The sequence below is a fragment of the Corynebacterium sp. LaCa_282 genome (assembly GCF_057198125.1).
The window spans coordinates 730,371-747,601 of sequence record NZ_CP191095.1 but is presented as its reverse complement, the minus strand read 5'-3'; the positions used below and the strand labels follow the sequence as shown (position 1 = coordinate 747,601).

General features: G+C 59.6%; 14 protein-coding genes, 1 tRNA gene and 1 other RNA gene. 5 read left to right on the top strand and 11 right to left on the bottom strand.

The window, feature by feature from the left end:
- Window positions 1–153: 153 nt before the first annotated feature.
- The 4 genes from ACP8KU_RS03480 to ACP8KU_RS03465 form a co-directional block, all read right to left on the bottom strand.
- Window positions 154–621: a hypothetical protein gene (locus ACP8KU_RS03480; protein WP_126319458.1), complete on the bottom strand. Its 468-nt coding sequence runs from the start codon at window positions 619–621 to the stop codon at window positions 154–156.
- Window position 622: 1 nt separating this feature from the next.
- Window positions 623–985, bottom strand: a complete 363-nt coding sequence (locus ACP8KU_RS03475) for a hypothetical protein (RefSeq protein ID WP_284631923.1) — start codon at window positions 983–985, stop codon at window positions 623–625.
- A 96-nt stretch (window positions 986–1,081) separates the two neighbouring features.
- Entirely contained in the window at window positions 1,082–4,141 is a 3,060-nt protein-coding gene (locus ACP8KU_RS03470; protein ID WP_484483985.1) for a bifunctional [glutamine synthetase] adenylyltransferase/[glutamine synthetase]-adenylyl-L-tyrosine phosphorylase, read from the bottom strand.
- A gap of 7 nt (window positions 4,142–4,148) precedes the next feature.
- Window positions 4,149–5,486: a glutamine synthetase family protein gene (locus tag ACP8KU_RS03465; protein ID WP_005278236.1), complete on the bottom strand. Its 1,338-nt coding sequence runs from the start codon at window positions 5,484–5,486 to the stop codon at window positions 4,149–4,151.
- A gap of 195 nt (window positions 5,487–5,681) precedes the next feature.
- On the opposite strand from ACP8KU_RS03465, the gene ACP8KU_RS03460 reads away from it, so the two are divergent.
- Both ACP8KU_RS03460 and ACP8KU_RS03455 read left to right on the top strand, forming a co-directional pair.
- Complete coding sequence (locus ACP8KU_RS03460) at window positions 5,682–6,722, top strand: DUF2786 domain-containing protein (protein WP_278723357.1); 1,041 nt, start codon at window positions 5,682–5,684, stop codon at window positions 6,720–6,722.
- Window positions 6,723–6,897: 175 nt separating this feature from the next.
- Window positions 6,898–8,646 (top strand): CYTH and CHAD domain-containing protein, encoded by a 1,749-nt coding sequence (locus ACP8KU_RS03455; RefSeq protein ID WP_484483984.1) that lies wholly within the window; start codon window positions 6,898–6,900, stop codon window positions 8,644–8,646.
- Window positions 8,647–8,723: 77 nt separating this feature from the next.
- Here ACP8KU_RS03455 and ACP8KU_RS03450 read toward each other — a convergent pair whose 3' ends face one another.
- Complete coding sequence (locus tag ACP8KU_RS03450; RefSeq protein ID WP_023023202.1) at window positions 8,724–8,918, bottom strand: hypothetical protein; 195 nt, start codon at window positions 8,916–8,918, stop codon at window positions 8,724–8,726.
- Between the two features lie 251 nt (window positions 8,919–9,169).
- Here ACP8KU_RS03450 and ACP8KU_RS03445 point away from each other — a divergent pair, with 251 nt between their 5' ends.
- The gene (locus ACP8KU_RS03445) at window positions 9,170–10,444 is read left to right on the top strand and encodes a galactokinase family protein (protein ID WP_484483983.1); all 1,275 of its coding nucleotides are present in this window, start codon (window positions 9,170–9,172) and stop codon (window positions 10,442–10,444) included.
- A gap of 3 nt (window positions 10,445–10,447) precedes the next feature.
- Here the strand turns inward: ACP8KU_RS03445 and rnpB are convergent.
- The 5 genes from rnpB to ACP8KU_RS03420 all read right to left on the bottom strand — a co-directional run bounded on the left by rnpB (window position 10,448) and on the right by ACP8KU_RS03420 (window position 15,424).
- An RNA gene (rnpB, locus tag ACP8KU_RS03440) (RNase P RNA component class A) lies at window positions 10,448–10,903 on the bottom strand.
- A gap of 68 nt (window positions 10,904–10,971) precedes the next feature.
- On the bottom strand, window positions 10,972–12,036 hold the full coding sequence (gene adhP / locus ACP8KU_RS03435; protein WP_005278221.1) for an alcohol dehydrogenase AdhP: 1,065 nt from the start codon (window positions 12,034–12,036) through the stop codon (window positions 10,972–10,974).
- Between the two features lie 332 nt (window positions 12,037–12,368).
- Window positions 12,369–13,565 carry a bifunctional RNase H/acid phosphatase gene (locus ACP8KU_RS03430; RefSeq protein WP_237791680.1) on the bottom strand — a complete coding sequence of 399 codons (1,197 nt, stop codon included), beginning with the start codon at window positions 13,563–13,565 and terminating at the stop codon, window positions 12,369–12,371.
- Entirely contained in the window at window positions 13,562–14,281 is a 720-nt protein-coding gene (locus ACP8KU_RS03425; RefSeq protein ID WP_278723353.1) for a zinc ribbon domain-containing protein, read from the bottom strand. The genes ACP8KU_RS03430 and ACP8KU_RS03425 overlap by 4 nt, the downstream gene beginning before the upstream one ends.
- Window positions 14,282–15,424 carry a Nif3-like dinuclear metal center hexameric protein gene (locus tag ACP8KU_RS03420; RefSeq protein WP_284641387.1) on the bottom strand — a complete coding sequence of 381 codons (1,143 nt, stop codon included), beginning with the start codon at window positions 15,422–15,424 and terminating at the stop codon, window positions 14,282–14,284.
- A gap of 93 nt (window positions 15,425–15,517) precedes the next feature.
- On the opposite strand from ACP8KU_RS03420, the gene ACP8KU_RS03415 reads away from it, so the two are divergent.
- Window positions 15,518–16,009 carry a low molecular weight protein-tyrosine-phosphatase gene (locus ACP8KU_RS03415; protein ID WP_023029032.1) on the top strand — a complete coding sequence of 164 codons (492 nt, stop codon included), beginning with the start codon at window positions 15,518–15,520 and terminating at the stop codon, window positions 16,007–16,009.
- A gap of 10 nt (window positions 16,010–16,019) precedes the next feature.
- Window positions 16,020–16,985, top strand: coding sequence for an SURF1 family cytochrome oxidase biogenesis protein (locus ACP8KU_RS03410; RefSeq protein ID WP_484483982.1), 966 nt, complete (start codon window positions 16,020–16,022; stop codon window positions 16,983–16,985).
- A gap of 106 nt (window positions 16,986–17,091) precedes the next feature.
- Here ACP8KU_RS03410 and ACP8KU_RS03405 read toward each other — a convergent pair.
- Window positions 17,092–17,167, bottom strand: a tRNA-Val gene (locus tag ACP8KU_RS03405).
- Window positions 17,168–17,231 lie beyond the last annotated feature (64 nt).

Here is a 17,231-nt window from a genome sequence, read left to right as displayed (position 1 = left end):
CCAGTCCCTCGGTAACGCACACCTTTATTCGTTACCGTTTCGTTATGGGATAACTCTAGGGAGACGAGCTGTTAAGGCCATGCCGTCAGTCTGCCGGTTTCCTGAAACTTCTTAGGGACCATTCGCAGGCATTCCAGTGCCCATGGCACTGGCCTAATTCGCTGGGGCGCTTTCGGCCACGATGCCATCGCTGGCAGGGATGACAATCCCCTTTTCGAAGGCACCGATGATGGCCTTTTCATCGTCTTCATCCAACTCACCAGAGGCCACGGCGCTCTTTAACTCACGCTCGAGATACTGCCGGACATCAGACTTTCCGGATTTATTCTGGGTAATATCGCGCGGCACCGATTCCAGGGGAATGCCCAACGCCTTCGCCAGCGACATCACGCGATTGGCTTCCGAAGACGCATCGCCTCCTACTGCACCATTAACCTGAGCGGGCGCTTCTTCCTGTACCACTCCCCCGGCTACGGCATCACCCACGGTCATCGTCCCTTTAGGCGGGTGATGGCGGCTGGTTGCCCACGTGCCAACGACGACGGCGATAATGGTCGCCACGGCGATACAGCCCCAGAGGTAGATAAGCTTCCTGCGGTGGGCTCCCGAAGATTTAGCCATGTTAATCCGAATTTCCTCCGAAGAAGCCATAACCATTACCGCGCGAGGAATTGCCAGTGCCGCGTTCATTCAAAATATCAATGAGCGAGCGAATCGTGGCCTCCCCAATGCCGTCGCCGCGCCCGCGCGAGCGGGAGTCCGCACCGCCCTCACGATCAAGGTCGTCTTGGCGATGCGATGCATCGAGGTTCTGCCCGGCGCGGGACGCACCCGTCTGCGGGGCCGATACCGCGATGGTCAAGGTGGAGCCATCTAATTTTAGAACGTCATCATCGCGGACCCCTGCCGCGCGAGCGGCGGAAAGCAAGGCGGCCAATTCTCCCACGGTGGCGGAGTCCACATCGAGCTGCAGCTGAAATGACATACCAAAGATCCTTTCTCTAACTTGTTCCTACTTTAGAGTCCGATACTTCAAAATTTAAGGGAATGAGCGCTGTATAGACCAAGTTATGCGGCAACTTTAAGAATGCTCGAAGGATTCCTCCTCTCCCCAGAAGACTTCATCGACCACCTTGCGCGCGTGCCGGGTCAATTTCAGGTACGTATCCAAGAAATCCTGGTTATTCTCCGGCGTCCAGCCTGCCGCACCGGCCACCTGTGCCAGTTGTGGGCCCGGCCCAGGCAATTGGTCCACGCGCTTGCCGCGCACCAGCACTAACGCATTGCGTGCATCGGTTGCCATCAACCATGCTTTTCGCAGGTCACTGGTTTGAGCAGAGCTTAAGACACCGCTTTCTTCCAGCGCATCCAGTACCGGCAAGGTCCCCGGCTGCCGCAGCGCGGGGTGTTCGTGCCCGTGCATCATAATCAGCAGCTGCACCGTCCACTCAATATCGGTCAGCGCCCCGCGCCCCAGCTTCGTGTGGGTGGTGCGGTCGGCCCCACGCGGCAGGCGCTCATTATCCACGCGAGCCTTCATGCGCCGGATGGCGCGAATGGTGGACTGGCTTGCACCGCTATCCGGGTAGCGGTATTCATCGATCATCTCCATAAAGCGCTGGCCCACTTCCTCGTCTCCGGCGATGAAGGCCGCGCGCAGCAGCGCCTGCATTTCCCAGGCCTCGCCCCACTCGCGGTAATAGCGCTTGTAGGAGGCAATGCTGCGCACCACAGCACCCGAACGCCCCTCTGGGCGCAGGCCCAGGTCAACGTCCAAGGGCGGGTCCCCGGAGGGCTTGGCAAGGCGGCGGCGCAGCTTATCGACGACCCCAATGGCCCACCGCATGGCCTCACCCTCATCGTCCGCAGCGTCAGGCTCTGCCACGAAAAGGACATCCGCATCGGAGCCGAATCCAAGTTCACGGCCGCCGAGCCGGCCCATGCCGATGACCGCAATGCGCGCCGGCGGTTCCGCATCCTCGTGGTCGTTTCGCCATGCCCGCACTTCTGCGCGCAGGGCGGCTTCCAGAACCGCGTTCCAGATAGTCGATAGTTCTTGGCATACCTGCTCAACGGGGATGATCCCTAAGAGATCGCCGCTGGCGATGCGCGCCAGTTCTACCCTGCGCAGCGAGCGCGCGACCGCCACCGCCTTATCCGGGTGCGCATGGCGCTTGCTAGAATTGACCAGCGCCTTCGATACCTGCTCAGGCTTGGTTTCAAGCAGCTTGGGGCCGGTCGCACCATCGGAAAGCTGTTTTACCGAATCCGGGGCGCTGATAATAAGGTCCGCAGTAAATGGCGAGGTTCCCAAAATATGCATCAAGCGCTGGCCGACGATCCCCTCATCCCGCAAGATGCGCAGGAACCACGACTTATCCCGGGCGGCCTCAGATAGCTTGCGGTAATTGAGCAACCCCATATCCGGGTCCGCGGTGTCTGCCAACCACTCCATCAAAGTGGGCAGTAAGATGGCTTGAATGCGTGCCTTGCGGGACGTACCGGATGCCAATGAGGTCAGGTGCTCGAAGGCGCGATCCGGCGAGCTATAGCCCAACGCCGCAAGCTGTAGCTTTGCCGCCTCTGGGGAGAGTTTGAGCTCATCGGCGGACATGGTCACCACGGAATTGAGCAGTGGGCGATAAAACAGGCGCGAGTGCAACTCAGAAATGCGCATCCTGATGCGTCGCAAATGCGCGAGCATGCCCTGCACCGCAGACTTAGTGCCCTGCGGGGAGAATCCCGAAATCACCGCGAGCCAGTTCAGGCCCGCTTCATCATCGTCTGCCGGCAGCGTGTGCGTGCGGCGGAAGCGCTCCAATTGCAGGCGGTGTTCTAAAAGGCGCAAGAATTCATAGGCCTCAATGAGCTGCGTGCCGTCTTCGCGGCCCACGTAACCGGCGGAGATAAGCGCGTCGAGGGCATCCACCGTCGACAACGCGCGCAGGGATTCATCGGAGCGACCGTGCACCAATTGCAGTAATTGCACCGCGAATTCGATATCGCGCAGCCCGCCGACGCCCAACTTGAGCTCGCGGTGTTTGAGCTCATCCGGCACATTATCCAATACGCGCCGGCGCATGGCTTGAACGTCTTCCACGAAAGAATCGCGTTGCGAGGCCGTCCACACCATCGGCCGAATCTGTTCCAGATAGTCCTGCCCCAGCGGCAGGTAGCCGGTCATCGCCCGCGCCTTGAGCAGCGCCTGGAATTCCCAGGTCTCTGCCCACCGGCGGTAGTAGGTCACGTGCGAATCCAGCGTGCGCACCAACGCCCCAGACTTACCCTCTGGCCGCAGGTTCGCATCGACATCAAAAAATGTCGTCGACCCAATCCGGTTAAACTCCGCGGCGAGCCGGGTAGCTTTGGGCGTTGCCTCGCTGCCGACGAAGATAACGTCCACATCGGAAATGTAATTGAGCTCGCCGGCACCGCACTTACCCATCGCCATGACGGCAAGCTGCGCATCGAGCGGATCGTCGCCGTAGATCTTGCGCACCGCAACGGCAAGGGAGGCGGTAAGGGCGGCATCGGCAAGCGCAGTCGTCAGCGTGGTAACCTGCCGGAAGCTTACCTCCGGCTGCGGGCGGGATTGCCCCTTGCGGGAGTGGAAGGTACCCGCCACATCGTGCGCGGCAAGCCGCATCATCAGCGTGCGGTACTGGGTCCGCATCTCCTTTTTATGCTCACCTTCGCTCGCGCGGTACGTACCCGGCGCGCTGAGATCCTCCCTCGCTGGATCGGGAGCATCGAGCTCTGCCGCAAACGTTGCCGGCTGCGCGCCGACCGTTTCAAGCAGGCTGGTGAGCATCTCTTCTGGCTCCGGCAGGGGCTTTTTCAGCTCTTCCCACAGCTCCGGGTGGGCAGCGAGGTGATCCCCAAACGCCGTCGACGCACCCAAGAGCGCAAGAAGGCGCACCCGCACCTGCTCATTGCTGCGGATTTCCGCATCGAGCTCCGGGGCCTGCTCGTAAATGCGCACGAGGTTATTAAGCGCTAAATCTGGATCACCGACCGCAGCCAGCGTCCAGAGAAGGTCAACGGACTCCGGGTTATTCCATCCCAGTTGTTCTAAGTCTTGTGCGGCATGGGACCGGCTAAGGCCCAGCGACGCCGGCGACGGCACCGTGGCAGGACGCATTATTCTCCTAGAAGTTCAGGTTGTTGCGCAGCTCGACTGTCGTAATTTGGCGCTGGTAATCGCGCCATTCTTCCCATTTGGCGCGCAAGAAGAACTCGAAGACGTGCTCGCCCAAGACCTCTGCCATAAATTCGGACTTTTCGAACTCGCGCAGGGCCTGATCCATGCTGGAGGGAAGATCCTTATACCCCATGGCGCGGCGTTCCCGGTGGGTGAGCTGGTGGACATCGTCTTCTGCGGGCTCGTCTAATTCGTAGCCTTCCCGGATGCCGCGCAGCCCGGCGGCGAGGATGACCGCATAACCCAAGTATGGGTTCATGGAAGCATCGATGGAGCGGATTTCCACCCGGCGCGATTCCTCCTTGGTCAGGCGGTACGTTGGCACGCGCACCAGCGCCGAACGGTTCTGCACGCCCCATGTGGCCGAACCCGGCGCCTCATTGCCAAACATCAACCGCTTATAGGAGTTGGGCCACTGGTTGATAATGGGGCTCATCTCCGTAGAGTGCTCCAAAATCCCGGCGATGAATTGCTTAGCGGTGCGCGAGAGCGAAAATTCATCGTCCGGATCGTGGAAAGCATTGGACTGGCCTTCGAACAGGCTAAAGTGCGTGTGCATTCCGGAGCCCGGGAGATCCTCAAAGGGCTTGGGCATAAACGTTGCCCGTACATTGGAATCCGTGGCCACCTGCTTAATAACGCGCCGGAAGGTCATAATATTATCCGCCATGGTCAGCACATCGGCGTGGCGAAGATCGATTTCCTGCTGGCCCGGCGCGGTTTCGTGGTGGCTAAATTCGGTGGCGATGCCGAGTGATTCCAGCGCCAGCATGGCGCGGCGGCGAAATAGCGGCGCGGTATCGTGTGTCGCTTGGTCGAAATACCCGCCATTATCGGTGGGGACCAGGTCTGTCAGTTCCTTGCTGTGTTCCAGCAGGTAGAACTCGATTTCTGGTGAGGCCATGCAGGTAAATCCATCATTGGCGGCCTCGGTGACCTGGCGGCGCAGGATATGGCGCGGATCCACCACAGAGGGCTGGCCGTCTGGCTGCGCAATATCGCAGAACATGCGCGCCGTTTGCAGGTCCGGCTCGTTGTCATCAAAGGGCAGGATTTGGAAGGTGGAGGGATCCGGCAGCGCAATGGTGTCTGATTCCGAGATGCGGGAAAACCCCTCTACCGACGAGCCATCAAAGCCAATCCCCTCCTCAAAGGCGGATTCGAGTTCGGAGGGGCTCATCACTACGGATTTGAGGGCGCCCATGATATCCGTAAACCACAATCGGATAAAGCGGATATCGCGTTCCTCAACGGTGCGTAAGACGAATTCGTGTTGGCTATTCATGCCCTAAACCTTACCGGCTCACCGCTAGCCAGTGTGCAGTTCATTAGTCAATTTCCACATGGTCAGATTCGCAGGTCGGCAGAGTATTCAGGGGGTAACGATCGGGGGTTAATGCAGCAGGTACGGCTTCGTGGACGTGCTTTGCTAGTGGGGCAAGCGAACACCTGTACAACCTTTCTAAAGGAAGAAACTAGTATGACCTCCCACGTTGATGAACTTTCTGCCAGCGCTATCGATGCCGTAGTTACTGCCGCCCAATACGGGTGGTCCCCGGACGATTTGTGCCACGTCCTGGGCGCTTATTCCTATCCCCTCATCTACCGCGCTAGTCCGCACGTACCTGCCCGCATCACCTCACCCGCGCTGCGCAAAGCGTGGCTGCAATTAGAAGCACCGCAAGAAAATTTCATTCCCCGCGATAAGATGCGCGCCATCATGAAAGAGCTGGTGCACCTGCCGCGTTTGCGCGATACTGAGCTTTTGGCCGGCGGCGAGCTCAGCCAGGCCGATGGCTCTAGCGACAAGCAGGATAAAATCCGCCACAAGGTCTTGGGACTATTGCGCAAGGCCGAGTCCACATCCTTTGCAGAAGAGGCAGAGGTGCTTATTTCTAAGGCCCAGTCGCTGCAGCAGAAATACCGCATCGAGGATCTCTTAACTGTGGACCAGCCCCGCCTCATTTCCCACCGCGTGCACGTTCACCCGCCATATATCAAGCACCAGGTCACCTTGTTAGGCACCATCGCCAATGCCAATGGGTGTACCACCCTTCTCATCCATGAAAAGGGCCTTGCCTGCATCATCGGCGCTCCCGAAGACGCCGCCCACTGCGCCGATCTATTCTCCTCGCTGAACCGCCAATGCGATTGGTACATGCGCAATAGCGAAGGGGCCGAGTTTGCACGCGCGACACAGACCACCGCGTCCTATCGCCGGAGCTTCCGGCTTTCCTATGCCGCCCGGATCGGGGAACTGCTGGAGCTAGCCAATGAAGACGGGATCGAAGAGAAACTCGATGAATCCCCCTATTGCAGCCACCACGCTGAGCTCATCGCCACCCAGACGCTACCTGCACTCCAAGCCCGCACCGATCATGCTGAGGAAACCCGAGACCGCCTATTTCCCAACCTGACCACATCCTCGCTATCCATGAATAGCCTGCATGGCATCACCGATGGCATCACGGCCGCGGATAAATCCCACTTGGGTGGGCCTGCCGCTGGCATCGATTCTTAATACCGACGGCCCCCTCACCCCGCGGCTTCTTCTACCCGCTTTCAGCCCAAGGTGTCGGCTGCGCATTTCTACCTGTGCGCACAGCAAACGCTGCTTAATTTTTCAGGCGGTCGCTGCGCGTCACGGGTAGAATCACAGGTGAAATTAATTGTTGTAAAAGCTTAAGGGTATGCGAATGTCAACACAGACTTTCCTGGAAGTAGAAGCGAAATTCGCCGTAGCAGAATCGACTCAACTACCTGAACTCACTCGACTCGAATCCGTTGACCATATAGCAGAAACGCGCCGCCACGCTCTATCCGCCATTTATTACGACACGGAGGATTTGCGCCTAACGCACGCCAAAATCACCTTGCGCCGCCGCACCGGCGGCAATGACGATGGCTGGCACATCAAGATCCCCAGCGAGGGCGGCCGGACCGAGATCCATGCCGAGCTGGGAGAACCGGTAGACGGCAAGTACGAGGTACCCCAAGAGCTGGTACGGCAGGTGCGTTCCATCGTTCGCCACAACGAGTTAAACCCCATCGCGCAGGTGGATAATAACCGCACCGAGATGCTGCTTGCGGATGAGCACAATAATCCTGTCGCGGAATTCTGCGATGACCACGTCACCGCCTTTTCCTTCCTGCCCGGCGGGCAGCAGCAATCCTGGCGCGAATGGGAGGTAGAGCTTGCCGGTGAGCTTCCAGGCACCGAAGCGGGAAGCCACTTCATTCGCCGCGCCACTTCCCTTCTCATCGGCGCTGGGGCGCGCGTTTCTTCGTCCCCGTCTAAGTTGAAGTCAGCCCTGGGAGATTCCTACAACAATGCTCCCCTACCGCCCGCGCTCATTACCCCAGACGTTGATGAGGATTCCCCAGCAGCCGCAGTGATTACAGCGCTGCAAGCCAACCGGGACAAGCTCATTGATTACGATCCGCGCGTTCGCCGCGATGAGTGGGACTCGGTGCACCAGATGCGCATGGCCACCCGCGAGCTGCGCAGCCACCTGCAGACTTTTCACGGCATTGTCGTCGGCCCACAGATTGAGAAGATCGAAGCCGATCTCAAAGAACTCGCCGGCATTTTGGGCGTAGCCCGCGATGCAGAGGTTGTGGAAGAGCGCTGGCAAGAGCTCTTGGAGTCCGAGGACTCCGATACCTTGGATGCCGCCACCCGCGAACACATCTCCCGCGATATGGGAACGGCCTACCGGCGGGCGCACCGCAGGGTTATCGCCGCGCTAAATTCTGAGGAATACCTCGAATTGCTCGAGTCCCTTGACCGCCTATTGGCGGATCCCCCGACGGCCGGTGCCCAGTCTGCAGAAGATGCCGACAGCGAAGACGATTCCGCTACCGTGGACGCTGACGGGGATACGTCTGAGGATGCAGCCGAAAATTCTGCCGAAGAATCCGCGGAAACGCACCCCGCAGAGGAAGAACCGACCACTGAAAAGAAGACGGAAAAGTCGCCCAACGCTGGCGATGCGGAGGCCGAGGACGTCGATGCCGTGATGGCACGCCACTTGGAAAAGGCCTACAAAAAGTTGGTCAAGCGCCATAAGAAGGCAGTAGACAACTGGGATAACGCGGAGCTTTCACTGCACGAACGCGAGGATTATTTCCACGATATGCGCAAGGCGGCCAAGAAACTGCGTTACGCAGCAGAGGCAGCCGGTTCCGCAACGAAGTTAAAGACCAAGCGTCTGTACAAGGCCTGCAAAAAGATGCAATCGGTCTTAGGGGATTTCCAAGACTCGGTTACCTCCCGGGATAAATTGCTCGAGCTATCCCAGAACGCGCACCGCCGCGGGGAAGATACCTTTGGTTACGGCCTGCTGTACCAGCGCGAACGCGCCATCGGCCTGGCCGCCTTGGATGATTACAACGAGTCTTTCAAGGACATCAAGGCCGCATTTAAGCCGCTACGCAAAAGCTGAAGAAGTAGCGGGCCGTGGCACCAGTTGTGGCGCGTTAGGCTGCATTAATCGCTGTCAGGTGATGGTTGGGAATTAAACTAGTCCCAGCCATCGTCTTCTTTATCTGCGGCATCGGCGGCTTTGGTGCGAGCGCGCGCGATTTCTATGGCGTGCTCGGCCTCCTCGCGGGTGTCATAGGGGCCCATGCGGTTTTCCCAGCCGGATACTTTACCTTTGCTGACTTCCTTGGTGGAAGGGTCGTAATACCACTTCTCATCTGCTGTAGTCGCCACGGTAGTCCCTTTCGTCTATATACTTTGGACAGCACGTGTGCGCCGCCCGCCTGTGGTTGGTGCCCACACTACCCATGCATGAAAACACGCGCCCGCTAGAATATGAGGGCAGTATTTCTTTTCATGCCTCCCTTGCACCGTCAAGCAGAGCAAGGGAGCCGCTTTATCGGCTACTTTGTCCATGGCGCTAGCCCGCGCCACGTAGCCGCGTGATTTTTATCCGCCGAATTGGAAAAGGAGCTTTTGCCTTCATGCCACTGTGGTCGACGCCTAAGTCCCCTATCGCTGAGCGCGTTGCACAACAACACGCCTCTATCGTGGGAACGGAGCCCACCCATGTCGCCAGCGCGCCCGCGACCTGGCCACTTATTGGTGAGCATATCGATCATTATGGGGGCATCGTCGCCGCAAGCTTGTCGGATCTCCGCGCGGCGGCGGCCGTCAGTTCGCGCAAGGATGGCATCGTTTCCGTCCACTACGCGCCGGCAATTGGGGATTCTGCACACGATTCCATTGGCCTCCAGGAGGTGGCTGCGCTCGCTGCGGCGCAACAACCCACGACGGACTCAGAGGGGCAGCCGGTCATCCCGCCCGCACCAGAAGGTGGGCTGGCCGCGCGCATCGGCGGCATCGTGCACACCATGGTCAACCGCCAGTTACTGTCCAGGGAGACGGCTGGGGCGGATATCACCATCGTGAGCGATATCCCCAACGATATCGGCTTAGGCGCCGCATCGGCGGCGGATGTTGCCGCAGCGCTTGCTTTAATGGGCCCAACAGATAACCTCGACGCGCCCTTGCGCGTGCGCGTTGCGGATGTCTGCACCCAGGCGGTGACCACCTTTGCCCATAAGCCCGCCCTTCGCGCGCGCCACACCGCCGCGGTGCGCAGCAGTGGCGACGGTGTCTGCATCATCGACTATGCCGATGGCTCGGTCACCCACGCGCCCCACGTCGTGGACCACGACGTGGTGGCCTTCACCGTGGCGGTGCCCGGGAACACTGCGGAAGAACAGTCACAGGCAATTGACGCCATCCGCCAGCGCCAGCAGTTTATCGATGATGCTTGCCATTCCTTCGGAACAGAGTCGCTGCGCTTATTGCCCGATGCTCAACAGCGCGTGGTGGAGTGGCTCAAGGCGGTGCACAAGGTCTACGGCGAGGAGGGCCGCCCCAGCATCAATGCGGCTACTGAGTGGATGGCATTTTATGAGGAAGAGACCTCCCGCGTGGAGCACTTCGTGCGCTACCTGCGCTCGCACCGCCGCAACGAGCTTTTCCCCATTGTCTTGCAGTCGCAGGCCTCGTTAACCAATATCTATGGCTTCGATTCCGCAGAAAAGCTCGCGGAGCTGGTCACGGTCCGCGGCGCGGTGGCCGCGCGCTCGGCGCACGCGGGGCTATCTAGCGCCGTTATTGCCTATGTCCCCAGCAACCGCGCGGAAAACTTCGCGGCAGATCTGGCAGATGATGGCTTCCTGCTGGTGAAGCTGGCCGCTGGCGAGCCCGCCAAGGTAGAAGATTAAGGGCGAATGAGCCGGCCTATAAGCCGGATTCTGTCTAACCGCAGCGCCCCATTAAGCGGAACGCCGCGCGGCGAACATCCATCTAGACCAACCGTTGCCAGTTGGTTCCAGCAGCTACCTTCAGGCTCGGGCGAGCAGCCTTAAAACGCCTGATCGGGCCCTGCAACGTGGCAGGGCCGTGATGCCTTGCTCCCGGTGGGGTTTACCCAGCCACCGCCATCGCTGACGGTGCTGGTGCGCTCTTAACGCACCGTTTCACCCTTACCTTGTGTCCCCAACTTGGGCCGAAGCGCAAGTGGAGGCACAAGGCGGTCTACTTTCTGTTGCACTTGCCCGCGGGTCACCCCGGGTTGCCGTTAGCAACCACCGTGCTCTGTGGAGTCCGGACTTTCCTCGACTTTCACTTGCGCCCACCAGCTGTCAGCACAGTTTGTCAGCCGCGATCGCCCGGCCGGCTCATTCACCCGCTCCATCTTCGTCGATAGCCGCGCACCTGTGCAAATCTGCTGGAACACTCTGCAAGGCGCTTAGTCGTAACGGATGACTTTTCGTCCATCGATGCTGCCGTCGTGCAGCTGTTTGAACACGTCGTTGACATCGTGAATGCTGCATTCGGTGACATCTGGTTTCACCTTGCCGCGCGCATAAAAATCAATGGCCTCGGCCAGGTCTTGACGCGTGCCGACGAGCGAGCCACGAATTGTCAGCCCCTTCAGCACGATGTCGAAGATGGACGCCGGGAATTCCCCTGATGGCAGGCCATTGAACACGATGGTTCCGCCGCGTTTAGCCATCTCGATGGCTTGCCCGAAAGCATCCGGGTGCACCGCAGTCACCAGCACTCCGTGGCTGCCACCGTCAGTAAAGTCCTGCACCGCCTGTACCGGGTCAACTTCGCTGGCGTTCACGGTAAATTCTGCGCCGTGGCGCTTGGCCAGCTCCAGCTTGGAATCGGAAATATCAACGGCGATAACCCGCATGCCCATCGCGTCGGCGTATTGCACCGCCAGGTGCCCCAGGCCGCCGATACCGGAGATGACGACATATTGACCGGGCTTGGTCTCGGTCATTTTCAGACCTTTGTATACGGTCACGCCTGCACATAGGATCGGTGCGACTTCTACCGGGTCGCTACCTTCCGGGATGCGTGCGCAGTAGCGTGTGTCAACGAGCATATATTCGCCGAAGCTTCCGTCGACGGTATAGCCGCCGTACTCTGCTTTCACGCAGCGGGTTTCCCAGCCAGTTAAGCAGGATTCACATTCGCCGCACGTCGACCAGAGCCAGGCGTTGCCGACAAGGTCGCCTTCGTTCACGAACTGTTCACCCGGCCCAAGCTTGACGACGCGCCCTACTCCCTCGTGTCCGGGGATAAACGGTGGTTCTGGTTTTACGGGCCAGTCACCTTCTGCAGCGTGCAGGTCGGTGTGACAAATCCCGGATGCCTCGAGTTTCACGAGTGCTTGGTGCTCGCCGGGTTCTGGGAGTTTTTCTGCACGGACGGTGACATTAGGGCCGAATTCTTCCACGACTGCTGCCGTGAATTCCTTCGGTGGTTGTGTGGACTGTGCGGTTCTGGTTGGTGTAGTCATTGCTTCTCCTCCTCTGGTTGGTGAGCTCAAGCAATGAGCTCTGGTTAATGAGCAAACTGCCGAATTTCAGTATAGAAACAAAATAATAAAATGTGAAGCAAATCACTTATTGGGTATTGTTTTCATTTCGCTGCGCACCTGTCCTGCCATCAAGAGTGGCTGCACCTAACGCCCTCGGCGGCTTATAAGGCTCACCAACGAGGGGTTAGTACAAGCCGAACACGGTGCGCACGGTGGAGGCAGTAAGCGAAAGAAAGGCAGCGGCAAAAACTGTAGCCGCTGCTTATCGAGTTCCCGGTACTAGCTGCGTAAAAACTAAGCTCACATCACCGTCAGCGCAGGTGCGCGGTTTCGTTCACGCTGAGTACCGCCGATGCCACCGGCGAGTTCTCGTCATAAAACTTGACGACGCCAATGCTGGCAAGATCCAAAAACAGGTGACTAAACGTCGCTGGCCCAGCATTCAACGCCTGGCGGGTCAACGATTTAATCGGATTAACGTGACTGACCACAGCGATCGTTTTACCGGGGTGCTTGGCGACGAGTTCTTTTCGGAATTCCCGTACGCGGCGGTGCACCTGTGCGAGTGATTCCCCAGCTGGCGGTGCTAGCGACGCATCGGTAATCCAGGCATCGTGCAGCGCGGCATCGTCATCCTGGGCCTGTTGGAAGGTCAGCCCCTCCCAGTCGCCAAAATCTGCCTCGATCAACGCGTCGTGCGTTTCTACCTGGGCACCGGTTTTTTCCGCGATCTTTTTCGCCGTCACCTGGCAGCGCTGCAGTGGCGAGGACACCACCAGATCAATCTCGCCGCGTTCGGCCACGGCGGCAGCCGAAGCTTCTGCTTGCTGCATGCCGGTCTCGGTCAGCTCAATATCGCTGTGCCCGCAGTACCGGTGCTCAGCGGAGTAGGTCGTTTGCCCGTGCCGCACCAGAATCAACGTGGTCGGCTGGCAGGTCGCGCCCGTCCACGAGGCATGCGAGCCGGTGCTAATTTTCGCAGCGCCAGCATCCGAAAAAGTATCGGACACGGCCTGTTCATCAGCGCCAGCGGCAGTATCACCAGTGTCAGAATCATCGCCAGAATCATCGCCGCAGTCCACCACACCCGGCGCGTGGCCGGCGGCAGCAGCATCCATAGCCTCATTCGACAGTGCATCGGCTACTTTGTTGTCGTTTCGCCGCACCCAGCTCAGGTTCACCCTTCCGAGCTGCTGCATGAGCTTCTGCGCCTGTACACCCAGCTGCTTCATGTCTGGGTGTTTGATCTTCCAGCGGCCGTTCATCTGCTCGACGACCAGCCGGGAGTCCATATAAAAGTCGACGTCATCCGCGCCCAGCTCGACTGCAGCTTCCAGCCCGCGCAACAGCCCGTGATATTCGGCGACGTTGTTGCTGGCTTTCTTGCCGACGACATAGACGATTTCGCGCAACACCGTCTCACCATCGGCGGCGTAGACGACGGTGCCAGAACCTGCGATTCCGGGATTTCCGCGCGAGCCGCCATCGGCGTAGATGATGACCTTCATGATGCCAGGCGCACCAGGTAGGAACCACAGTCGCTGCATTGCGGCAGCTCATCGGCAGGCGCATTGCGCACGGCGTTTTTATCGGCGGGTGGTAAGACGATAAAGCAGCCACCGCAGGCCCGGTTGGCCTTAAATTGTGCGGCGCCGACGCCGTTTTCTTGCCGCTGCGCGTCGTATTCCTCGAGGACATCGGAAGGCAGCTGTTCGCGCAAATCCGCGATGCGCACGGCGGGATCGGTCTGGTTATCCGCGGCCTCTTGGGCGGCGTCGGCGGCACGGCGCAGCATTTCTAGCTTGCGCTCGGAATCCGAGACGCGCGCGCCGTGGACGTCCAAGTTGGAGCGCAGCGCGTGGATCTCGTTGTGGGCTTCTTGTAGCTCACTCATTAGATCCGCGATGCGGGACTTGGTGGCGTAGAGATCATGCTCGATGTCCTTGCGCTTTTCGGTATCCAATTCGGCCCCGAGCTGACCCTTGTCATCGCGCTCGCGCCGGCGCAGCTTGCGCTCATCGGCCTGGATGCGCAGGATTTCATTTTCCATGTCATCGACTGCCATCTGCGCGGAACCGGAGGCATCGAGCAAGCGCTTGTGTTCCTGCTGTGCCTTGTCGTACTCAACCTTTTCTGGCAGCTCTTTTTCCCCGCCAATGCCTTGCGAGCGTTCCAGGTTGGCCAATTCCAGCAGTACCGGCTGTAGTTCTTGCGATAGTTTCACTTATGACTCCTTTGGGTGCGCGGAGATAGTCCACGGATCAGTACGCAGGCTAATAATTTCCGTATCTAGTTCTAATGCTGCTTCTACGATATCGCTTGCTTGCGCCGTCCAGGGAAATTCGCTGGCCCAGTGGGCTGTATCGATGACGGCTGGTCCCCCAGCGCGCAAATGCTCGTCCACCGGGTGATGGCGCAGATCAGAGGTAACATAGACATCGACTCCCAGCTTTGCCGCAGCCGCAAGGAAGGAATCCCCGGCGCCGGACGATACCGCCACGGTGCGCACGGTCTGTTCTGGGTCCCCGGCGGCCCGGATGCCCCATGCGGTCTCCGGCAGGGCATTGGCCACCTGCTGCGTAAACTCCCGCAGGGTCATCTCGCGGGGCAGCTCGCCCACACGCCCCAGGCCCAGCGCGGTATCAAGGTCGCCGTTTCCGGCCGTTTCCACGATGTCATAGGCGGGCACCTCATACGGGTGCGCCTCGTGCAGCGCCGCAATCAGCGTGGACCGCAGCGAGGAGGGAGCCACAAACTCCACCCGTACCTCGTCGCCGCGGTGCAGCTTGCCGATGTCCCCTTCTACCGGGTCCGCCCCCTCTTCCGGCTGGAATTGGCCTGCGCCCGCGATATCGAAGGAGCAGTGGGAATAGGCGCCGATGTGGCCCGCGCCGGCATCGAAAAGCGCCTGCTTTACCTGCTCAGCACTGCCTACAGGAATATGCACTCCCCACTTATCGATGGTCTCTGGGGCTTCCGGCACGATGGGCCGACCCGGAGTAATGCCCACGAGCTCCGCGAGCTTATCGTTAACCCCTGGCCGGGCCTTATCGGCGTTGGTGTGGGCGGCAAAAAGCGCCACGCCATTTTTAATTAGGGTGTGTACGACCTTGCCCTTGGGCGTATCGGCCGCCACTGATTCCACGCCGCGCAGGAGCAGCGGGTGGTGGACTACCAACATATCCGCGCCGAGCTCAACCGCGCGGTCCGCAACCTCTTGGGTGCAGTCCAAAGCAAAGGCGACGGTGCGCACCTCGTCTGCGGGATCGCCGCAAATAAGGCCTACGGCATCCCACTTTTCGGCCAAATGGGGCGGATAGGCCTGGTCCAAAACACGGCGCACATCGCCCACTCGCACAGCAGACATGGGGATACTCCTTTATGCTCGATTCTTGTAAATTACGCTAGTGCTATATCCTGTCTCCCGCACTACAGTACTATCTGCGCAAAGGGTTTTCGCATGACTGAATCTTCTTCTCACTCGGGTCTCTACCTCGTCTTTGTGTGTACCGGCAATATTTGCCGCTCGCCCATGGCCGAAATCATCGTTCGCGATGAAATGGAAGATGACATGCTCGATCTCCTCGCCACCGTGGATTCCTGCGGGCTCGGCGGCTGGCACGTGGGGCAAGGCGCGGATGAGCGGGCCGTGGCGGAGCTGCGCCGCGCCGGACACGATGGCGCCTCCCACCGCGCATCCAAATTGGGCGAAGAGCACATGGACGCCGATCTCTTCATCGCGATGGATTCCGGGCACTATGATTCGCTCATCGATCTGGGCATCGACTCTGACAAGGTCCGCCTGATGCGCAGCTTCGATCCCAATTCCCCGGAGGGCGCCGAGGTCGCAGACCCCTACTACGGCACCGAAGAAGACTTCGAAACCGCGCGCAAGAATATCGAAGCCGCCGTCCCCGGCCTGCTGGATTGGATTCGCGAAAACCACGACTAGACTTGGGGGCATGCTAAAGACGTTCCTCAAGCCTGGCTGGGTACTCATGCTGCTTTTCGTGGTGGCATTTTCCTACCTGGCCTTTAGTGTCCTTGCCCCGTGGCAATTGGGAAAGGACGATGACATTGTGGAGCGCAATGAAAACATCACCCACGCCTACGAGGCCGATCCGCAGCCGATTGACCAGGTCGTAGACGATGATGGGGCCATCTCTGGCGATGAATGGTCCCGCACCACTCTGAAGGGCCACTACCTGCCCGAGGATGAGGTGCTGCTTCGCCTGCGCCCCGCCGGTTCCGGCCCGTCCTATCAATCCTTGGTTCCTTTCCGCACCGATGCGGGCCTGACCATGCTGATTAACCGCGGTTGGGTCAGCGCCGAGGAGGGCAATGCGGTGCCGGATATTCCGCCCGCCCCCTCCGAGGAGGTAACGATTACTGGCATGGTGCGCTCGAATGAGGCCGAGCACAAAACCGCCCCCATCACGCAGGAGGGCTACCAGCAGGTCTATTCCATCCACACCGAGCAGGTGGGCTCGCTTATCGGTGCTGACTTAGGCCAAGACTATATCCAGCTCTCCGAGGACCAGCCGGGCGTCCTCAACGCCATGCCCATCCCGCAGCTCGACCGCGGCAACCACCTTTCTTACGGCTACCAGTGGATTGCCTTTGGCATCATGGCCCCGCTGGGATTGGGCTACTTTATTTGGTCCGAGATTCGCGAGCGCCGCCGCCTGCGCGAAGAAGAAGCCGCCATGCAGGCCCTCAATGCGGACGCAGAATCGCTTGCCGATGCCCCCGCCTCCAACGGCGAACCTGGCACGGCTGCCGATGCCGATGCCGATGCCACTGGCGCTACCGATGCCAACACCGATCCCGCACCTCTCGCCACCGAGCTGCGCAACCGCTCTCGCTACGGCGATTCCAAGCCAGACCACTACGCCAAGCTGAAAAAGCGCCGCCGCGAGCGCTACTAGCCGTCTTCGTTGGCTGATTATGGGCCCGTCTCGGGCCTGCTTTCGGCCACGCATGCAAAAAATCTCGAGCCACCGTTTTAAAAACGATGCCTCGAGACTTGAAAAATGGTGCGGCCTGAGGGGATCGAACCCCCGACCTATTGGGTGTAAACCAATTGCTCTTCCAGCTGAGCTAAAGCCGCATGCGCCCTTGCGCTGTTATGTACAGTAGCGCAGGATTGTGAAGCTACACAAATCAGCTGGTGA